Genomic DNA, 18,170 nt, shown 5'->3' with positions numbered 1-18,170 from the left:
TCTGTTTAATATTTTTCTGCCGCAGCAATGGTTTTTAACATCATTTCATCTGACCCGGTGGAGATTGAATACAACCTTGCGTCATAAACCTGATTCAGGTTTTCCTCAACAGAATCGGTTTGCATTGCTTTTGCGTTCTCCAGAGCAAACCGGGATGCTTGGCGAGCCAAGCGGGAAGACAATAATTTACTTGCACAGGAAAGCGTTAAATACTCGCCACCATCAATCCAGGTTTGCATGGCTCGATAGGTTACTGCCCGACTGGCTGCCCATTGTGCATTCAGTGAAGCCAATTTGTCGGCGAAGACATCTACTGGTTGCATGGCATAGTCCAGGCATCGTCGGGCCAATCGGTTCGCCCGCAAAGACGATAATATTCTTTCCTGGGAAAACTGCTGCATTTGATTGATCATGCCCATGCCAATGGGGCCAAGACGAAAAGAGTCATCCAACTGTACGTTATCCAGTTCAATATCTGCGATAGGACAATGATGATTACCCAATGTTGGGCGTATCGGACTGACTCGTAAACCGGGCGTATCAGCAGGAACTAAAAAATTAACCATATTAAACGGGGCTCTGAACGCTGGCAGCCGCGCCACAATAAAATGCACATCCGCCAGAAATGCCAGCGATATCATGCTTTTTTTACCCTGAATGCGCCAGCCATCGCCATCCTGAATTGCTGTGGTATGAATATTGTTAATATCAGAACCCGCTTCAGGCTCACTGACCGCGTGGCTAAATAAAATGTCGCCTTTTAAAGCTGGCACTAAAAAGTCAGCAATTTGTTGATCAGTACCATACTGATCAATAAACGGTGCGACCATATCCAGATGAATCGTCAGTGCCATACCGATACCACCGGAGGGCACAATTCCCAGACTTTCGGCAAATAATGCCTGGGCAGCTAAACCTTTGCCTAAGCCACCGTTTTTTGCTTCATAACGTAAACCACCGACACCAGACTCATACAGTGACGATAGTATTTTTTTGTAATCACAAACGACATCTTTTTTTGCCGCCGGAATTAGAAGCTGAGTAAAAACCTGATTAATCCGAGTACTTAGTTCCTCATACTCTTTAACACGCCAAAAGCTCGGCCGTATATCCGTGTGCATACTTATATATTCAGTCATATTGCTCACCATCCAAACATTAAGATTAAAAAGCACACAAATTTAAGATTAAAGGAAGCCTTCCCGCACATTAAATGTGTATTTAGACCCTGGCGATTGTAGATAAGAAACCCCAACTAGATACCTGTCACTTATAACAGGCAACCAACATCCAAAGGTAGAAATAAAAGCTGTAACAAATGACAGGGTGGCTGGAGAGCGAGTCCGATTACACTATCGACCTAACCGTCGAATAAATATGTACTATGCCAAATATCGCAGATACCGCTGTTGTGTCTGGCGTTTATCTGGCTCATCAATTTCGTCAATATTTCTTACTGATCAGAAAAAATTGGATACAACACATGTCAACTCTCGTTTTTGAAAATAAAAAAGTTCTGGTTACCGGTGCATCACGCGGTCTGGGCCTGGGCTTTGTTAAAGCATTAGCCCAACGCGGTGTGCAAACAATTTACGCAGGCTGCCGAACTCAGGAAGGCATTGAAGAGATCAAAGCCCTGGGGTTAGAAAGTGTTACCCCACTGCTTTTGGATGTGACGAATTCTGCACATATCGAAAACCTTAAAGCAGATATTCAGGAGCTGGATGTTTTAATTAACAACGCCGGTATCGCTTCGGCGTGTGGCTTTACCTCTGAGGAAGTGCTGGAAACTGCCCGCGCGGAAATGGAAGTACATTACTTTGGTTCCCTGGCGTTAACTAAAGCTTTCTTACCGCTAATTCAGGCATCAGGCAATGGCGGCATTATTAATATTTCATCAATAGCTGCCTTGAGTAACTTTAAAGCCATGGGAACCTATTCAGCATCCAAAGCGGCTTTACACTTTATGACTCAAGGTTTACGTGCTGAGCTGCAGGAATCTAACGTATTTGTTCAAGGCGTTTATCCCGGCCCATTTGACACGCGTTTAGCCGCAGGTTTTGATGGTCCGAAAAAGAGCCCTGAAACCATCGCCAATATCGTATTGGATTCGTGTGCAGATGGTATTACTGAAGTCTACCCAGATGATTTCTCTCAAGGCATGTACCAGACATTTATTGAATCCCCGCAAAAACTTGCTGAAGTCTTTTCACAGTAAAAAGCTGACGTAGAGAATCCTTTTATACGAGCACCTTCTAAGGGTGCTCATTTTCTATATTTCTGATAGGAAAAATATCAACGCTCTATTTTACTTAAAGAATTACGCTCCAAGTAAGCCGAGCTAAAGAAAGCCAGATAGCGAGGTTTAATTTAAACAAACCCGGCGGTATAGGATAGCCTGCTTGCACAGAAATAGGGAAAGCGCAATTAATGTAGCTCAATTCTTAATTTTTCGTCCACATCCACCAATATTGCTACGGATTTTTCCACGCCAATTTGCAATGCTTTACCTTCGCCCAGACGGCGCATTGTTATACCCAATTTTTGCAGAATTCGTTCAAACCCAACTGTTGTTACAGCGACATATTGCTGAACATTCTGGTACTGGGCGAACTCATAGAGCGATTGGAGCATTCGAACTGTGACCTGACTGGAATATCCTTTTATCGCTTTATTGTGTGTCTTCTTCACAGCAAAACGACTTATTTCCCATATATTTTGACATTCGGGCAAAACCTCTCCCTGCAACAACTCTGGGAAAATACTGCGTAACATATAATCCCCTGTCGTCGGTAAAGCACGCCAGCACCCACCCATTTCACCAGACGCGTTTTTAACCACAATATGATACGGGTCCAAATCATCGAAATGATCTCTCTCCATACCATTATCTGAACAAATGTCCCAACCTAATCGGTCAATAAATGCATCGTGACGAAGACGATAAACATCGTTAACTGTTTGAACACTTTTCTTTTCTTCTTTACCGGGGATAAAAACGACGTGATTCATAATCCATTCTTTGATCTGGTTAAACATAAGATCAAAAAATGTAATCTCGGAGGATATAAAGAAATAGCTGTAATATGTTTAATAATTTACTTATCTAGAATAATTCCTTCACAATCAATAAGTTACAGACACCACCACCTCACCTGAAAGATGTGACAGGTTATCCACCCTCTTGAATTTTGCTTTTTGGGTTCAAACATGATGCCTGGTAAATTCAATTAAAAAAATAGAAATGACAATGAAAGAATTTGAAGACCACTTTTTTCAATTTATATCGAAGAGAACAAGATTAGTTTGGTTTTTAGTAACCGTTTCTTCACGGGGCATGTAATATTTTACACATATAAGAAGTAACAGTTTCGTAATATTCTGCAGTTTGGATAATATCTCTATGACAGATATGAATTTAGTGCTTTCCACACTTTCCCATGCTCAATCCATTTCGAGCAGGGCGGCGTTTGCCTGGTTGATAACCGACAAAAACAACCGGGCACTAAGTCACGATGCAGTGATCGCTGGCTTCAATCAAAAACAAATTCTGAACGAGATAGCTAAATATAAAAATCAAGCAGAAAAACTCTTTCTTTCAATCGAACCCCTATCAACCATCATCGACATTGATCAATTAATCGAAACGATCACCAGTTCCAATATCCGGGAAATAACTTTAGGTAATACTCTACCCGATAAGCTCTCCGATAATCGCTGGCGTCAATGGCTAACAACCTGGCAGGGAAAGATTCATACTATGCCATTCAATTCCACAATAGAAAGGATCAGTTACGGTATTAACGAAGTACTGCATAATCAAAAACCCTGGGTAACCTGTGTCACCGCAGCAACTATTGCTGGCCGGGAAATAAAACTCAGTAGCCTTTCCAATGAATTTGGCTTTTCCAGCTATCTGGACGAGTTGATCAAACAGTCTGGCGTACTTATGTACACATCTGATCAAGCAATGATCATCGACAGCTTAAACCTGGTTAATAACATGGGTAAGGCCATCGAGATAATCGAAATTCTTTCTCTGGACACATTGAATTCCATACTGCGCCAATGCGCCGAAAGGCAACGGTTTAATGTGGTAATACTGAGTAATTTACAGGCTTTGGCGCATTTACTGGAGAATAACCTCATTGACGAGGCAATTCATCATATTGGACATACCCAATTGGATTACGAGGGTAACTCCACTACTACGCATGCACCACTCGATCTTATTGCTTTAAATAACTGGAATCTGGCAGCCAGCGACATTGTGGGAGAATGCAGCCGGCTCACCTTTTGCAGGAAGACGCCCGTGAATGATTCACGGCATTGGGCGAACTAAACCACTAATAATCGCCTTTGCCACGGCATGCTGGCGATTAACTGCACCCAACTTTTTGGTGGCACTGGTCAAATGAAAAATAATAGTACGCTCGGATACATCCACAATTTTGGATATTTCCCAAGTGGTTTTACCTTCACAAGCCCAAAATAGACATTCAATTTCCCGTGGAGTTAGCTTTTCCTTTTTCCTTCCCGGTTCATCTCGTCGAAGTCTCTGGAATGTATCCATAGCTAAAGCACCAAAGACCTGCGCGTAAGAGAGTACCTTCATCATACGCTCATCAATATTTTCATCCCGCTTAGACGCCAGGCTGAATATCGCGATCTCACCAGAACGCGTGTTAACCGGAATTGACAAACCATTGACCAACCCAAGAGATGCTGCACGCTGCATTACACCTTCGCCGTAGTGGTCGGTATATTTATCCATTTTTATCAGCTTATCCCATCGAATTGGGCTGGTATTCTCGAAGCAGTATTTAACAACAGGGTCATGCTTTTGCAGCTTTTCGCTGAAATAAGTTTTAATCCATTCGTCTGGATAATTACTGATCGTTAGTACCTGAGGCGAGCTTAACGAGTTCACACTACAGATACTGGCGAACAGATAGTATTCAAAATCGGAAGCATTGCAAAACTCCTGAAACAATGCTTTGACTTGCTCTTGACTTTTTGCCAGCTCAACACTGGACATTAGATCGCGGTATTTTTTCACATCCAACACAATATTTTCCCATTTGTGAAATATTAAATTACAAATAACTACGACTGAGATCACATATATTTTTATTGTTATTTTTTATTTAATACAGCCACCCAAAAAGTGGCGCAAAGTTATCTTGCATATTAAAAGCGGTCAAGGCCATTTTTTCTCAAGTCGATTATTTACGTCAAAAAAAAGATGTTGGTGCCAATAAATGAAAATAGTATTTTTGTTATTTTTATAATGTCTTCAGGGCGTCTTTTTTATTACATGGGAATAAATAAAACCATAAGACCATGGTCGTATAGCGCTTAAATTAAATTGAAATATTTTTGATATAGGAGAGTTTTTAACTGGAACCTTGGACAGAGCCTATTTTTAATGCGATACCTAACGTAATAAAATACGGTATTGCTAATATAGTATTCTGTGACTATCCGTTGATAACTTCCTTGTATTATCAACACACTTATGACAATAAAAATGAACAAAAAATACAGGTTATCAATCTTTATATTAGAAGAAACTTATTCCATCCAAAATTTAACCACTGCAATAAAGACATCACTGTATTCATAATCGATACTCAATCACGCAAAAGTACGATTCACAAATAAAGAGAATGGCTCAGATGCTGATCTCAGCTTTTTTCCGACTTGCGGCCAATAGCTTGCACGACAGCACCGACGCCATTGTGATGAGAGCCTTCCATCACTTCTCGCTCCAACTCAATTAGATGTGAGAAAATCAAGCCCTTAAGCTCATTAGAAATTATCTGTTTAGATAGCATCAGTTCTTTAACCGGCGGACCACCTGTACCATATTTCAACTGCTCTGGAGTATAAGCTTCCAGTAAAAATACACCATCGCACTTGAGCGCAGATAAAATGTTGGAATGAATCTGTTTTCGCACACTCTCAGGTAAATGGCAAAAAATCGATACAATGCCGTCCCATTGATTTATACCGATATCGTAGCGACCCAAATCTTCATGTATCAACTCGATGGTGACACCATTTTCTTTAGCAAGCCGCTCCGCCTTTTCCAAACCAACCCGAGACGAATCGACGGCGGTAACACTGTAGCCTTGCTTGGCGAGAAATACTGCATTCCGCCCTTCCCCTTCAGCAAGGCATAGCACTTTCCCCGATGGAATTTTTGCGTAGTTATTTTTTAGAAATATATTAGGTTCTGTGCCATAAATATACTCTTGAGAATTATATTTCTCATCCCACATAATTTGCTACTCAATACCATTTAGTTAAATTACCAAACCAAAAATCCATTTACAATGTTGCCACACCTTAGCAGCGCTTCCAAAAGTCATCTACACAGAAAACATGGATTCCAAATCATGTCTGGAGTAGGCTTTGAACGCAAGCATAGTATCGGTTTCCAAGATGCCCTCGACATTAACAAGATCATTTGTGACAAAATCAGCCAAGTCATCATTATCTTTAACCCGAACAATAGCCACCAAATCATAATTACCACTTACCGAATACACTTCTGACACCTGACCCATATCAGCCAATTTTTCAGCAACGTCGTTAATGGATTGTCTTTCTACACAAAATAAAATAATTGATGTAACCATAAGATGATCTCCTAAATGGCGTTATCGGTTAAATAGATTAAATCGAGTTTCATTAGTTCGAATACTCTACATCGCTTAATCGAACGTTGATATTAAGGTACGAAATTGGCTAATCGCCTCAACCAAAGATGAGTAACTTCGTTGTTCATGAGATTTTCCCCCTCTTTCATTGGTGTAATTCAGAGCAATAAACCATGTATTATTATGCGTTGAGTCTATTGAAGAATAGCCTAAATTGACCACCAACTTCGTATTCCGATTAACTGCGTGAAGCAAAATATCTCGCGGAATGATTTCATTACAGATAAATCCATTGAACTCCATAGCCGATATTTCGTATTCGGTACGTTTTAGAATCGAATCAGGGTCATCTATTTGCCAGGATGTATTATCCATATTTTACCTATAACATAGAGTGAAGAAGTATTTTAACGCGGGTTGCTTGTGTAAATTGTATGGTAGATCAGACAGAACTGAAAACCGTTTGGAAAATGTGTTCGGGACTACGATTATAGATACGATAGGACTACGGCAATATCATCAGCTTTAACACGAGTACAACGTAGAATACCCCAGAAGAATAGGAATAAAGACCCTGGCCTGCTAACTCACTTTAAAGAAGGATACAAGTTTCATTACTTCATTCGCTTGATCACTCATAGACTCACCAGCAGCACCAGACTGCTCCACCAAGGCTGCATTTTGCTGTGTCATCTCATCCATTTGAGAGATAGCGATATTCACTTGCTGTATACCCGAATTCTGCTCAATCGCAAACGCCTGAATACCTTGCACAGCCGAAGCTACCTTTTCTACTTCAACAATAATTGCTTTTAATGTTTTACCGGCTATATCAACCAATTCAGCACCCTCCGTTGTTTTACTCACACTGTCCTGAATTAACGTTTTGATTTCTTTCGCCGCATCCGCAGAACGTTGGGCAAGATTCCGTACTTCCCCGGCAACAACAGCAAAGCCTCGTCCCTGTTCTCCCGCTCTGGCCGCTTCGACCGCAGCATTTAAAGCCAGAAGATTTGTCTGGAATGCGATTTCGTCGACAACACTGATAATATCGTGGATTCGGCTGCTTGAATGATTGATTTCCGCCATAGCGGACACAACTTTATCAATTACCTCCCCTCCTTCCATTGCAACAGTCTTCGCATTCACAGCCAATGTCACGGAATTATTAGCATTTTCCACGCTCTGTTGTACACCGGCGGCCATTTGCTCCATGCTGGATGCCGTTTCTTCCAGATTTGCCGCTTGCTCCTCTGTCCGTTGGCTCAAATCGTTATTTCCCATAACTATTTCGCCGGCACTGGTATTTACTGATCGCGTTGCATTTTCCACATTGCGAATTACATTCTCCAGTTGGTCTGATGAACTATTCAGTGCATCCTTCAATACTGCTAGCTGTCCGGAATAGTTGCCGTTGATACGAAAACGTAAATCTCCATTTTTCTGCTGCTCGGCAACTTTAACGATCTCATTCATTGCCTCATCCAAATTTTGCAGTGATTGATTTACATCGCGCTTTAATCGTAATAAGTCACCATCAAAATCCATATTGATTCGTCGATCAAATTGACCGGATTTTAAATCCCTCATCACTGAGCCAATCTCGAGAATAACCCGACTTATACTGTTACTTGAGTCATTGATAGATACTTTTAATTTTTCCAGTTGTCCCGAATAAGTGCCACTAACCTTTGAATCCAACTTCCCATTTTGTTGATCTTCAGCCACAGACACGATTTCATTCATTGCCTCATCCAGATTAATCAGGGATTGATTAATATTATCCTTCAGTAAGTACAACTCACCGTCAAAATCTATTTCTATTCGATTACTAAAATCTCCCTCTCTCAAAGACGTCATAACATCCGAAACGGCCTCAATAACAGACTGAACACTGTCCCCGGAGTTATTGATATAGTTTTTTAGCTCCGCCAGATTTCCTTCGTATTCCTTGGTAATTCGCTTGGTAAAATCACCTTGTTGCTGGGCTGCAACACTTTGAATTATGTCTTTGATTGCACTTTCAAGGCTTTCAAGCGAACTATTGATATTCTGTTTAAGCCTGCCCAACTCGCCAGACAGCTTAACGTCAACTCGATGAGAAAAATCTCCATGCCTAACCCCTTCCATCACCGAGTCAATTTCTTTCAATGCACATTCCATATCCTCCATCGCCCCATCGACCTTGCTCCTGACCACACCTTCGACCGAGGGGTCCATTCTCGCTTTAAAATTACCTTCAGACAGCGCATCCATCACTTTACCCAAAGCATTCATGGTTCTCTCTACAGAATCGGCCGACGCATTAACGTTCTGCTTTAATTTATTCAGATCACCACTTAAGCTTGTCGACACCCGTTGATCAAACTGACCTTTTGCGATTGAGGCCATCACGGTGTTCACTTCACTAAAGGCGTTTTGTTGAACATCGAGCAAGCTGTTCAATGAGAGACACATTTCCCCAATCTCATCGGCTGAACTCACCTCCACTCTTGTAGAAAAGTCACTGTGTTGTTCTACATACCGGATTGTTTGCGCTACGGTTCTAATACTATTCAGCATTTTCTTGCCTATATACCGAGCCAGCACAAAACACGCAAAAAATGCGGTCACTGAAATCAGAGAAATTAAAACCAGGTTTACCACAGAATTCCAGAAAAGTTGGTTGGCTTCAGAATGAACCAAAGAGACAAACTGGTCGGACTGACTCTTAATATCCTTAATTCGTTGAGTTGTTGCTTTAAACCAAACTCCAGGGTCCACACCTATTACTTTGGATAAACCAAATAACGCATCAACCGCCGGTCTATAATCAACCTGAATACCATTATTAATCTTTTCAACGCTGGCCCCACGACCAATAAGCAGCATAGCTTGGCTCAAGTTTTCTTTATAGGCAGCAACTGTTTCACCAAGACGATTCAGCAACGCCAGCTCACTCTCCGTTACGCCAGGTAGCCGTCGATATTCATCAAGTATTTCTTCTGCCTTCAATAAATGTTCGTCTATTTTTTCTTTATACTGAGTGTCCTTGTATATAGTCAGATTCTTAAAATCATGAATCAGGCCACCAAAACCCAGCTCCATTTTCAGTGAGCCAAGTAGAGAATCCTTTTTTGTTCTTGAGGAGAATACCTGACGCATCTGCAACACCGCCATGTCATTCTGCCTATCTAAAGCAGCTTCAAACGATTTGATTTGATCCGACGACGCATAGCGATAGAAATAATCCAGTTTTTCGTCTTGTTGACGAATATAACCTGTAATGCTGTCGGATTTCTCAGCAGTCAGTTGTTGGGAAGTAAAAACACCATTTAATGCTCCTCGCTCTTGACCAGCCCTTTCCTTCATCCACATCAGACTATTGGCCAGATTAAGATGGGTACGCAAAGTATGGTTACTGACCTGCGCGCTCAACGACTCAATTAAGTTCAGGGCCTGTCGGTTAATTTCAGAATAATAGGAAAATGGCGATATGATCGGCTTACCATCATCAACCCCCTTTCTCACCTTATCTCTTTCCGCAATCAGCGTGATTAGCTTATCAAAAGCCAAAGGCGAGACGTCAGCCAAATCCGTATTTAACAACACCTTCACTTTTTCATCGACTAACTGCCGTTGTTCTTTCAGTTTCTTGTGCTTTTCTTCTGTTCGACCAGCAACAAAACCCGCAGTCAAGCCCCGCTCAACCGCAAAGTTATGTGCGACTCCATCCAGTGCGACAGCATAGGAAACGAGTTCCTTGGCATCGCTGGCAGAACGAAGCTCACCAACCTGAAAAGAAATCACGGAGACAACAAAGACAAAAACCAAAACAAGAGGAACCGAGACAAGCAAAAATATTTTTTTACTGATCGGCTGGTTATCCAAAGTTGAAAGCAGAGAAGATAATCGATTGAACCAGGGAGTATTTCCGTACGCCATCCTGTCACCTAATACCACGCATGGGGTCGATGTTATTTTTGTCGTTAACCCATTAAGAAAAGCACCGCTCTATGAGTATTTCAAGCGGGAATGACCAATAACGACAATATAGTGACTTACAGTTTAGTCGATACTTTAACGATCAAAGAGCACTTTGGTTATGCTGGAATAAAAATAAAAGAAAACACGCAGATAACGCCAGCCAAGCGATTGCGTTACTTGTCATTTAAGCAACACAAAAAGCATTATTAACTATGGGGTATTAAAAGAGAACAGTAAGAACAATAACCCGAACCCGTGAATAGCCTACCCAATTATGGGTATCGTTTTCTTGCTGGCGGTTACGTGATTCACGAAAAACTTGGCTTCGACATCCAGATCAACAAACTAAAAATAGACTACCCAGGAAAACAATGCCCCTTGCAGAACAAAAGGGGCACCTGTTCAATTTTTCTCAAGCGTTGTTATTAAGCTGGCATTCCAGATGTTGGCTGACAATAGCAATAGATTTTTCACCAACTTCTGTTTTGCCTTTGACCAGACCAAGTTCAGATAACTTTACCTGTTCAACCGATTCAAACCCTGCATTAAGCAAATTCTTATGAGCACAACCAAAGCCACAGCCATCCACAGCAATAATACGGGAAGCACTTTCTGCCTTTTTAAGCGTATTTGCCTCTCTTGCCGAAATGGCCGACAGGCATGCCATTGACGCGGCTCCCATTTTCGCCACTGTACGTGTCGCTCTATCCGCCACCTCGCCCACATCGGATGCACCGGAACAGGCAAATAATAGTACGTTTGAAGGCGAATTTTTCGATAACTCGGTCATAGCTTTTCCTCACTTAAGCAAGTTTTTTAGCTCTTCCAATGACGGTATTTTACCGGTGACTTTAACTTCTTCATCAATCACCAGAGCAGGCGTCATCATAACCCCATGTGCGGTTATTTCATTTGGGTCTTTAACTTTTTCAAGTTCATAGTCAATGCCCAGCTCTTTTGCTGCCATTTCTGTCAACTCGGCAAGATGTTCACACTTTTTACAGCCAGACCCTAAAACTTTGATTTTCATTTTTATACCCTTGTTAGCGTTAATCAGAAGTTGGTTAAGCAAATTGTCCAAATATCATTCCACTCAATGTCGCCATAGACACCACCAGGAAAATAAATACGGATGTTTTGCGTAACCCCAAAACTTGGTAGATAACCAGCATATTCGGCAAACTCAATGCGGGACCGGCAAGTAACAGCGATAACGCTGGACCTTGTCCCATACCATGAGACATTAAACCCTGTATGATCGGCACTTCTGTCAACGTCGCAAAATACATGAGTGCTCCAACGACTGACGCAAAAAAGTTCGCACTGAAACTGTTGCCCCCAACCAAGTTGGCAATCCAGGAGGATGGAACCATGCCTTCGTGGCCGACCCTGCCCAACAAAAAGCCACTGATGAGCACACCAATCAACAACATGGGTAAGACCTGCTTGGCGCTCTCCCAGGCGGCGAGCATCCACGGCCTGCCTTCGTCATCACTTTGTAGACTCACAACAACAAAAACTACCAGAGACAGCGCAAACAGATATTCCGGTTTAATCGGTAAAAATATAAATGTGACGATTAATACCGTTATTGCCAACCCAATTTTCCACCAGGAATATTTAAGCCACACAACCATTAACACCGCAAAAATCAGGGCGAAAATAACGACCAATAACCAGCGTATTTCCATAATCGCAGTGAGGATGGTGGACTGATTTTGAGTATCTCCCCAATTGGCAAAAACCAAAATACCGATCATGGAAATAAAATGCACGGCCACAAAACCCGCATGATGATTTGATGTTTCTACCATCTTGATATCCGGCATATCTTGCCGTTGCTCCCGGCCAAACAACATGTTCATAATTAAGCCGATAACAACACTAAACACCACCGCGCCGATAATTCTGGCAAATCCGATTTCACTGCCCAACACACGAAATGTCAGAACCATCGCCAAAATATTAATGGCCGGCCCGGCGTATAAAAATGTTGTCGCTGGACCAATACCTGCACCCATGCGATATATACCGGAAAACAAGGGCAGCACCGTACAGGAGCACACAGCTAAAACGGAACCGGAAATAGAAGCAATACCATAGGCCAAGGCTTTATTTGCCTTGGAGCTTAAGTGACGAATGATGGATGCCTGGTTAATAAAAACGCCAATAGCGCCAGCAATAATAAAGGCCGGAATCAGGCAAAGAATAAAGTGCTCCCTTACATACCACTTGGCAAGGTAAAGCGATTCCAATAAAGACTGGTCGAAGCGTTGTAAACCGAGCGGAAGAAAAAAGACAAGCGCAAACACTAAAACATAAATCAAAAATGCCTTAGCTTCAGAACTACGAATAAAAATGGCTCCGAACATATAAATACCTTTGACCAAAGTACACTGGTAAAGAATGAAACCCGCTTTCAGCACCTTAACAGCTGATGGTCATTAACCGACACAAACAGCAAGGGATGGTACAACCCTGTTTTATAAGCAAAAACCATGGATCCGCCACTCCAACATATTAGGGTACTAGGGCTGAATGAGTTTCCAGCTGGGATTGAATTACCGCCTCAATACACTGGGTAAACTTAAGTACACATGGGACTTTTAACCGGTAAAACACCTGCTTACCCCGCTTCTCATCTTCCACAATCCCCGCCTGTTTCAATACTGACAAATGCTTTGAAATAGTCGAAAAGTCAGCATCAATCACATCTGTAAATTCGCAGACACAACGTTCCCCATTCACCAACTCCTCAGCCATCCAGAGACGGGTGGGATGCGCTAACGCTTTAAGGATTCTGGCTTTAGCCTCATACAGAGCTTTGTCTTTCGGGTTCATCGAATCATCCACATGCTTGGTTATTTGGCAAAATAACCAAATGTTGAATGTTGGTCAATTGATGAATACCCCTCCCATGATATGGGTCAACTCGAACGGCTTAAGTAAAACTATTGACTTTAAATGACTAATGGTTTTTTATATAAATAACCACCGGTTAATTAAAGAGGCATATTATGAACAAAGTCGCAGTAACAGGCGCAAACGGGCATATCGGCTATCAACTTTGTCGCCAATTGGCGGAGCGGGGTTACCAGGTAACCGCCATTGTCCGTAACCCGGGTACCCGTGATCTCAGTGCGTTAGCAAAACTAAACATAAATATTCATGAAGGTGACTGCCTGGACTATGAAAGTTTAGTCAGGGCATTTATGGGCAATCAGGGCTTATTCCATCTGGCTGCAGTGTTTGACACCACCGCCAACAAGCCCGAGCAGGTAGTCGCCCCCAATATGAAAATCACAGAGAATGCATTACGTGCGGCTTCCGAAGCCGGCATTAGCCGTGTGGTTTACACCTCCAGCATCGCTGCAATCGGAACAGTAAAACCCGGCGCGCCAGCATTGGGAAATCAACACTACAACCTCTATTCTCCCGAGTTATACGCTCGCTCGAAAGCGCTCAGCGAACAGCTAGCCTGGCAACTTGCCGACAAATACGGGCTAAACCTCGCTACAGTTTTACCCGCCACGGTTTTGGGCCCCAGTCACCAAACCAAGACCGATAGCCTTAAGTTGGTAGAACAGATATTAATGAACAAACTCCCTATGGCTCCCCCTCTGCACTTTAACTTCGTCGATGTGCGTGATGTGGCTGAGGCGCATATTCTGGTTTATGAGAGTAATCGTCAGGCTCGACATGTTGCAGGTAGCTTTTCGGGTAGCGGCAGAGAATTAGTCAACTGGGTAAGATCTTATCGGTCAGTGAAGACACGCGATAAAGTTGCTCCCATGTGGTTAGCCAGGCTTCTGCCGTTTACCGACTGGTTAAATCACATTATTACCGGCAGTGAGCGCAGCATTAGCAGAAGAGCGATAGCAGAATACGTTGGCCGGGAACAGCGTTATCAGGATCAAACGCTACGTACCGAGCTTGGCTGGCAAACACGGCCACGAGAAGATACCATATTGGCCACTATTCAATTTTTGGAAACACATGCAAAAACAGCGCGCCCGCAGCGAAGAAGAGAAAGCACTGCGTAAACAATCCATTATTGATGCCCTTGCCCAGCTTATGCTCCAGGGGCACTCCCTGCCTTCAGCTGGTGATATCGCCAAACAAGCGAATATCACTAAAGGTGTGATCTATCGATATTTTGATTCCCGAGAAGAAATATTCTTAACACTCTTGATTCAGGTTTCTGCCCCGCTCAATGGTTTGGCAAGTTCGAACTATGCCAATCTAAATGAGTTCAAACAACAACTGCTGGATTTTTTTAACCAACAACCACTATTTATGCAGCTAAGTGTACAAGCCCCTGTTGTACTGGAGCAGAATATTAGCTCTGAATTTGCTCGCAGTTTCAAACTTGCTGGTGCGGATTTAATTGACACTTTAGCTTCTTGCATTCACCAGTTTGCACCAGAACTCACCTCGTTTCAGCGCAGGCAGTTTATTTACACCCTTTATCAGCTGGCACAAGCCAAATGGCAAAGTGCTCATCCACCCAGAGCAATTCAAGAGGCATTTGCTGACCATTCCCACTGGTTGGTAAATCACGATATGCGACAGGAAATGTCTGACGTATTTGATTGGCTTTGGTATGGACTGAGGTATTTAACACAACAAGCTAATGTCGAATAAGTCTTTATTCTTTTTAGTACACCAAAGACAACATCACGTTGCGATCAAAAACAAAAAAGCCCCGAGATAATTCGAGGCTTTGCATGTTCACATTTATAGTGATAATTAATGTTGCAGCTTTCTACGAGTAATACCTAGACTGATCAAGCCGATGCACAACAATAGAATGGAAGAAGGCTCTGCTACTGAAACAGTATCAAATACCAGGTTATCAAATACTACACCATCACCATAACCGGTAGTTACTTGAGAAAACTGAATATAGCTAATACCTTGGGCAAACAGGCTCAAAGTAAAGAACTCACCCACACCAGCGCCAGTTCCAAATACTTCATCCGTTGCTAATAATGTATTGTCCGCAGCGAATGCACTTAACATGAAGCCATTGCCGCCAACGTCTACGCCCGTCAAGCTAACGGTGTCTATTGTTGAGCTAAAAAATGCTTCGATTGGATTCGCAGGCGTTGGCTGATATCCCAAACCTGTATGACTAATGGAGGTAGGATCAGATCCACCGGGAAGAGTCCCATAACTATTCGTTACAGCATTCGCAAATGTCACACCCAAGTCGGCGTAATGATCGCCAACAACAACACCCGAACCTAGATCATCAAAATCGATGGTAATTGGTATTGCACTAACCGACCCGACCCAGAACATAAGTAAAAGACAAACAATCTTTTTCATTATTGATATCCCACAGTAAGTTTATTCTATTTCCAAGGCAGCACAGGACGCCGCCCATATACAAATAGCAAAACGGATGCCAAAAAAAAATACCCTTTTATTTCAAGGGGTTATATTTTTTTTACCTTACGAAGTGGGTGATGTTGTAAATATTACTGACAGATTACAATGGAGTTTTTTAATAAAAAAACGCTTAGGTGAAAACGATTATCATATAGATTTTTATCCGCTCACTTTGTATTTATTCTGTTATACATAATTAAGCTCAATATCCCTAGCAAAAAAAATCGGCACCCATTGTTCATATTCACAAAGCGCATAAACAACGATTTAATCCAGGTTAATTATGAGATAAATTTATATACCGTAAGAATAAATAGGAACAGCGCCAAACGATTACTTTTTTTAACTAACTGACAGAAGCACTGAATACCAATACTAATCTCACCTTTAATAGATTAATTTGTGAATGAATTCATAGTTCGATTTTTTACACCTGTACTTAAGTAGCGGCTTAATGATGATACACAAAACAAGTTTCTATGCTTACTGAGGCTCTTCATCGTTGATCAACTCCCTCATATCAACCGACAATTCAATCAGGCCAGATTAAATATAATATTCAAGCAACCGGGTAACCTTCATGTTTCCGACTGAATTCGCTCGTGCTTTATTGTTTCGATGTAACGCGGTATTTTGAGTGTGAATGTGGTTCCTTCCCCTGGAGTACTTTCAAAATCTAAATCGCCCCCCATTCCTCTTATTAACTGCTGGCTTAATGTTAGGCCAATACCGGTTCCTTCAATAGCTTGAGCTTCTGCATAATCCAACCGAACAAATGGCTTAAACACTTTATCCCGTTCTTTTTCTGGAATACCAACCCCGGTGTCAGTGATGTTCAGATGTAAAAACTTTTCCTGAGGAACACAGCTTAACGTTACCGAACCTCCGGTTCGATTATATTTCACACCGTTAGTTAATACGTTAATAATAACCTGGGTCAATCTACCGGGATCGACAAATATATCAGCATCGGCCGTATTGTCCTCCAGGGAAATCCCCCTGTCCGCGGCAAAGCTGCTAACAATAGATAAGCTATCTTTTACCGATTCAGACAGCATACATCTTTGAGCTCGTATTGGAATTTTTCCCTTTTCGTAATCAACAAAATCAATAATGTCGTTGATGAGCATAAGCAAGTAATAGCCTGCCTTGTTAATCCGTTCTGCCATATAGTGGATTTTATCGGAAGATGAATCGTCGGATATTTTTATTTGTCTTTTGGAAAAACCGATAATGGCATTTAATGGCGTTCTCAGTTCGTGACTGATTCGCGACATAAAATAGGACTTGGCACTATTTGCCTGCTCGGCCTGATTCTTAGCCGCCTCCAAATCCTGTGTTCTCAAGGCAACTTTTTTCTCCAGATCATTATTCAACTCAAGCAGGTCTTTCCTGGCTGCCCCCAACTTCTCAACCATACCCTCAAATTTCTTTTCAATGACATCCAACTCATTTCCTTTACGAGTTTCCAAATGGATATTAAAGTCATCCAGCTTATCAAAGTCGACACTCGATATAGCATCGGTAAGTGCACTCAGTGGTTTGATCAAAATCCGTTTACCAACCCAGATAAAAATCAACCATAGAGCAAGGGTTTTGATCATGGCATTAAAAACCAGCATGACCAATCCCAAACCTATACGGTCAATCACAACAGAAGAATCGGAAAAAACCGTTACCTGGCCAATCTTGTTGGTTTGATCATGAATTTCGTAAACCACAGGAAATGAGTAGGAAAAAAGCTCCGATAGATAGTCACGACTATCGTCGTAATTGCCATGAATATCATAGTAACCGACTGTTCGATCACTCCCCTGCACAGTACCAATTGCCATAAACAATTCGTTATTTTGATCAATTCGGATACCAATAGTGGTTGGCAACTTGTACATTGCCTGGAGTATTCGCTGAATCCTTTCCTTGTCCAGATCCCATAATGCAGAGGAAAGAACCTGACCGAAAATATCCTCGTTGGTTTTCAGCTCATCATGAATAATAGATTTGGTATGACGGTATTCAACAATAATATGAAAGCCCGTAACCAACACTGCAATGACACAATAAAAGGCAAACACCACACGAATTAACTGTAGAGAAATAGAGTCGCCAGGTTTAACCGTATTTTTGAACAAATTTAATGCCTTA

General features: G+C 42.0%; 17 protein-coding genes. 4 read left to right on the top strand and 13 right to left on the bottom strand.

Features of this window, described 5'->3' with window-relative positions; genetic code table 11:
- Positions 1 to 5 precede the first annotated feature (5 nt).
- Positions 6 to 1,139 carry an acyl-CoA dehydrogenase family protein gene (locus P5V12_RS05840; protein WP_316956405.1) on the bottom strand — a complete coding sequence of 378 codons (1,134 nt, stop codon included), beginning with the start codon at positions 1,137 to 1,139 and terminating at the stop codon, positions 6 to 8.
- 344 nt (positions 1,140 to 1,483) lie between these two features.
- On the opposite strand from P5V12_RS05840, the gene P5V12_RS05835 reads away from it, so the two are divergent.
- Complete coding sequence (locus P5V12_RS05835; protein WP_316956404.1) at positions 1,484 to 2,218, top strand: SDR family NAD(P)-dependent oxidoreductase; 735 nt, start codon at positions 1,484 to 1,486, stop codon at positions 2,216 to 2,218.
- A 209-nt stretch (positions 2,219 to 2,427) separates the two neighbouring features.
- Here the strand turns inward: P5V12_RS05835 and P5V12_RS05830 are convergent, their stop codons facing one another.
- On the bottom strand, positions 2,428 to 3,012 hold the full coding sequence (locus P5V12_RS05830) for an acyl-homoserine-lactone synthase (RefSeq protein ID WP_316956403.1): 585 nt from the start codon (positions 3,010 to 3,012) through the stop codon (positions 2,428 to 2,430).
- Positions 3,013 to 3,403: 391 nt separating this feature from the next.
- Between P5V12_RS05830 and P5V12_RS05825 the strand changes: the two genes are divergently transcribed.
- Positions 3,404 to 4,342, top strand: a complete 939-nt coding sequence (locus P5V12_RS05825; RefSeq protein ID WP_316956402.1) for a hypothetical protein — start codon at positions 3,404 to 3,406, stop codon at positions 4,340 to 4,342.
- On the opposite strand, the gene P5V12_RS05820 is transcribed toward P5V12_RS05825, so the two are convergent.
- The 9 genes from P5V12_RS05820 to P5V12_RS05780 form a co-directional block, all read right to left on the bottom strand.
- Complete coding sequence (locus tag P5V12_RS05820; RefSeq protein WP_316956401.1) at positions 4,322 to 5,068, bottom strand: LuxR family transcriptional regulator; 747 nt, start codon at positions 5,066 to 5,068, stop codon at positions 4,322 to 4,324. The genes P5V12_RS05825 and P5V12_RS05820 overlap by 21 nt on opposite strands.
- A 619-nt stretch (positions 5,069 to 5,687) precedes the next feature.
- The gene (locus tag P5V12_RS05815; protein ID WP_316956400.1) at positions 5,688 to 6,284 is read right to left on the bottom strand and encodes a class I SAM-dependent methyltransferase; all 597 of its coding nucleotides are present in this window, start codon (positions 6,282 to 6,284) and stop codon (positions 5,688 to 5,690) included.
- A 90-nt stretch (positions 6,285 to 6,374) separates the two neighbouring features.
- Entirely contained in the window at positions 6,375 to 6,644 is a 270-nt protein-coding gene (locus P5V12_RS05810) for an Lrp/AsnC ligand binding domain-containing protein (RefSeq protein ID WP_316956399.1), read from the bottom strand.
- A gap of 75 nt (positions 6,645 to 6,719) precedes the next feature.
- Entirely contained in the window at positions 6,720 to 7,040 is a 321-nt protein-coding gene (locus tag P5V12_RS05805) for a hypothetical protein (RefSeq protein WP_316956398.1), read from the bottom strand.
- A gap of 207 nt (positions 7,041 to 7,247) precedes the next feature.
- Positions 7,248 to 10,589, bottom strand: a complete 3,342-nt coding sequence (locus tag P5V12_RS05800) for a methyl-accepting chemotaxis protein (protein ID WP_316956397.1) — start codon at positions 10,587 to 10,589, stop codon at positions 7,248 to 7,250.
- 454 nt (positions 10,590 to 11,043) lie between these two features.
- Positions 11,044 to 11,421 carry a putative zinc-binding protein gene (locus tag P5V12_RS05795; RefSeq protein WP_316956396.1) on the bottom strand — a complete coding sequence of 126 codons (378 nt, stop codon included), beginning with the start codon at positions 11,419 to 11,421 and terminating at the stop codon, positions 11,044 to 11,046.
- 9 nt (positions 11,422 to 11,430) lie between these two features.
- Complete coding sequence (locus tag P5V12_RS05790; RefSeq protein ID WP_316956395.1) at positions 11,431 to 11,661, bottom strand: thioredoxin family protein; 231 nt, start codon at positions 11,659 to 11,661, stop codon at positions 11,431 to 11,433.
- A 34-nt stretch (positions 11,662 to 11,695) separates the two neighbouring features.
- Positions 11,696 to 13,003 carry a permease gene (locus P5V12_RS05785; RefSeq protein ID WP_316956394.1) on the bottom strand — a complete coding sequence of 436 codons (1,308 nt, stop codon included), beginning with the start codon at positions 13,001 to 13,003 and terminating at the stop codon, positions 11,696 to 11,698.
- 148 nt (positions 13,004 to 13,151) lie between these two features.
- Positions 13,152 to 13,472, bottom strand: a complete 321-nt coding sequence (locus P5V12_RS05780) for a metalloregulator ArsR/SmtB family transcription factor (protein WP_316956392.1) — start codon at positions 13,470 to 13,472, stop codon at positions 13,152 to 13,154.
- A 176-nt stretch (positions 13,473 to 13,648) separates the two neighbouring features.
- On the opposite strand from P5V12_RS05780, the gene P5V12_RS05775 reads away from it, so the two are divergent.
- Positions 13,649 to 14,674, top strand: coding sequence for an NAD-dependent epimerase/dehydratase family protein (locus tag P5V12_RS05775; protein WP_316956390.1), 1,026 nt, complete (start codon positions 13,649 to 13,651; stop codon positions 14,672 to 14,674).
- Positions 14,628 to 15,275, top strand: coding sequence for a TetR family transcriptional regulator (locus P5V12_RS05770; protein ID WP_316956388.1), 648 nt, complete (start codon positions 14,628 to 14,630; stop codon positions 15,273 to 15,275). Before P5V12_RS05775 ends, P5V12_RS05770 begins: the two co-directional genes overlap by 47 nt.
- Before the next feature lie 105 nt (positions 15,276 to 15,380).
- On the opposite strand, the gene P5V12_RS05765 is transcribed toward P5V12_RS05770, so the two are convergent.
- Together P5V12_RS05765 and P5V12_RS05760 are read right to left on the bottom strand one after the other, a co-directional pair.
- The gene (locus P5V12_RS05765) at positions 15,381 to 15,962 is read right to left on the bottom strand and encodes a PEP-CTERM sorting domain-containing protein (protein ID WP_316956386.1); all 582 of its coding nucleotides are present in this window, start codon (positions 15,960 to 15,962) and stop codon (positions 15,381 to 15,383) included.
- A 641-nt stretch (positions 15,963 to 16,603) separates the two neighbouring features.
- Positions 16,604 to 18,157 carry a sensor histidine kinase gene (locus P5V12_RS05760; protein WP_316956384.1) on the bottom strand — a complete coding sequence of 518 codons (1,554 nt, stop codon included), beginning with the start codon at positions 18,155 to 18,157 and terminating at the stop codon, positions 16,604 to 16,606.
- Between the last annotated feature and the right edge of the window lie 13 nt (positions 18,158 to 18,170).

Origin of the sequence: Teredinibacter sp. KSP-S5-2, from assembly GCF_032773895.1 — a bacterium.
Lineage (GTDB): Bacteria > Pseudomonadota > Gammaproteobacteria > Pseudomonadales > Cellvibrionaceae.
Note: the sequence above shows the minus strand (reverse complement) of the source record. Positions and strands in the feature narration are given on the sequence as shown.

Bases quoted from the DNA above. Each gene is read 5' to 3' on its own strand.
- P5V12_RS05840 (WP_316956405.1), bottom strand. From the start codon at position 1,139: ATGACTGAATATATAAGTATGCACACGGATATACGGCCGAGCTTTTGG.
- P5V12_RS05835 (WP_316956404.1), top strand. From the start codon at position 1,484: ATGTCAACTCTCGTTTTTGAAAATAAAAAAGTTCTGGTTACCGGTGCA.
- P5V12_RS05830 (WP_316956403.1), bottom strand. From the start codon at position 3,012: ATGAATCACGTCGTTTTTATCCCCGGTAAAGAAGAAAAGAAAAGTGTT.
- P5V12_RS05825 (WP_316956402.1), top strand. From the start codon at position 3,404: ATGACAGATATGAATTTAGTGCTTTCCACACTTTCCCATGCTCAATCC.
- P5V12_RS05815 (WP_316956400.1), bottom strand. From the start codon at position 6,284: ATGTGGGATGAGAAATATAATTCTCAAGAGTATATTTATGGCACAGAA.
- P5V12_RS05810 (WP_316956399.1), bottom strand. From the start codon at position 6,644: ATGGTTACATCAATTATTTTATTTTGTGTAGAAAGACAATCCATTAAC.
- P5V12_RS05805 (WP_316956398.1), bottom strand. From the start codon at position 7,040: ATGGATAATACATCCTGGCAAATAGATGACCCTGATTCGATTCTAAAA.
- P5V12_RS05800 (WP_316956397.1), bottom strand. From the start codon at position 10,589: ATGGCGTACGGAAATACTCCCTGGTTCAATCGATTATCTTCTCTGCTT.
- P5V12_RS05795 (WP_316956396.1), bottom strand. From the start codon at position 11,421: ATGACCGAGTTATCGAAAAATTCGCCTTCAAACGTACTATTATTTGCC.
- P5V12_RS05790 (WP_316956395.1), bottom strand. From the start codon at position 11,661: ATGAAAATCAAAGTTTTAGGGTCTGGCTGTAAAAAGTGTGAACATCTT.
- P5V12_RS05785 (WP_316956394.1), bottom strand. From the start codon at position 13,003: ATGTTCGGAGCCATTTTTATTCGTAGTTCTGAAGCTAAGGCATTTTTG.
- P5V12_RS05780 (WP_316956392.1), bottom strand. From the start codon at position 13,472: ATGAACCCGAAAGACAAAGCTCTGTATGAGGCTAAAGCCAGAATCCTT.
- P5V12_RS05775 (WP_316956390.1), top strand. From the start codon at position 13,649: ATGAACAAAGTCGCAGTAACAGGCGCAAACGGGCATATCGGCTATCAA.
- P5V12_RS05770 (WP_316956388.1), top strand. From the start codon at position 14,628: ATGCAAAAACAGCGCGCCCGCAGCGAAGAAGAGAAAGCACTGCGTAAA.
- P5V12_RS05765 (WP_316956386.1), bottom strand. From the start codon at position 15,962: ATGAAAAAGATTGTTTGTCTTTTACTTATGTTCTGGGTCGGGTCGGTT.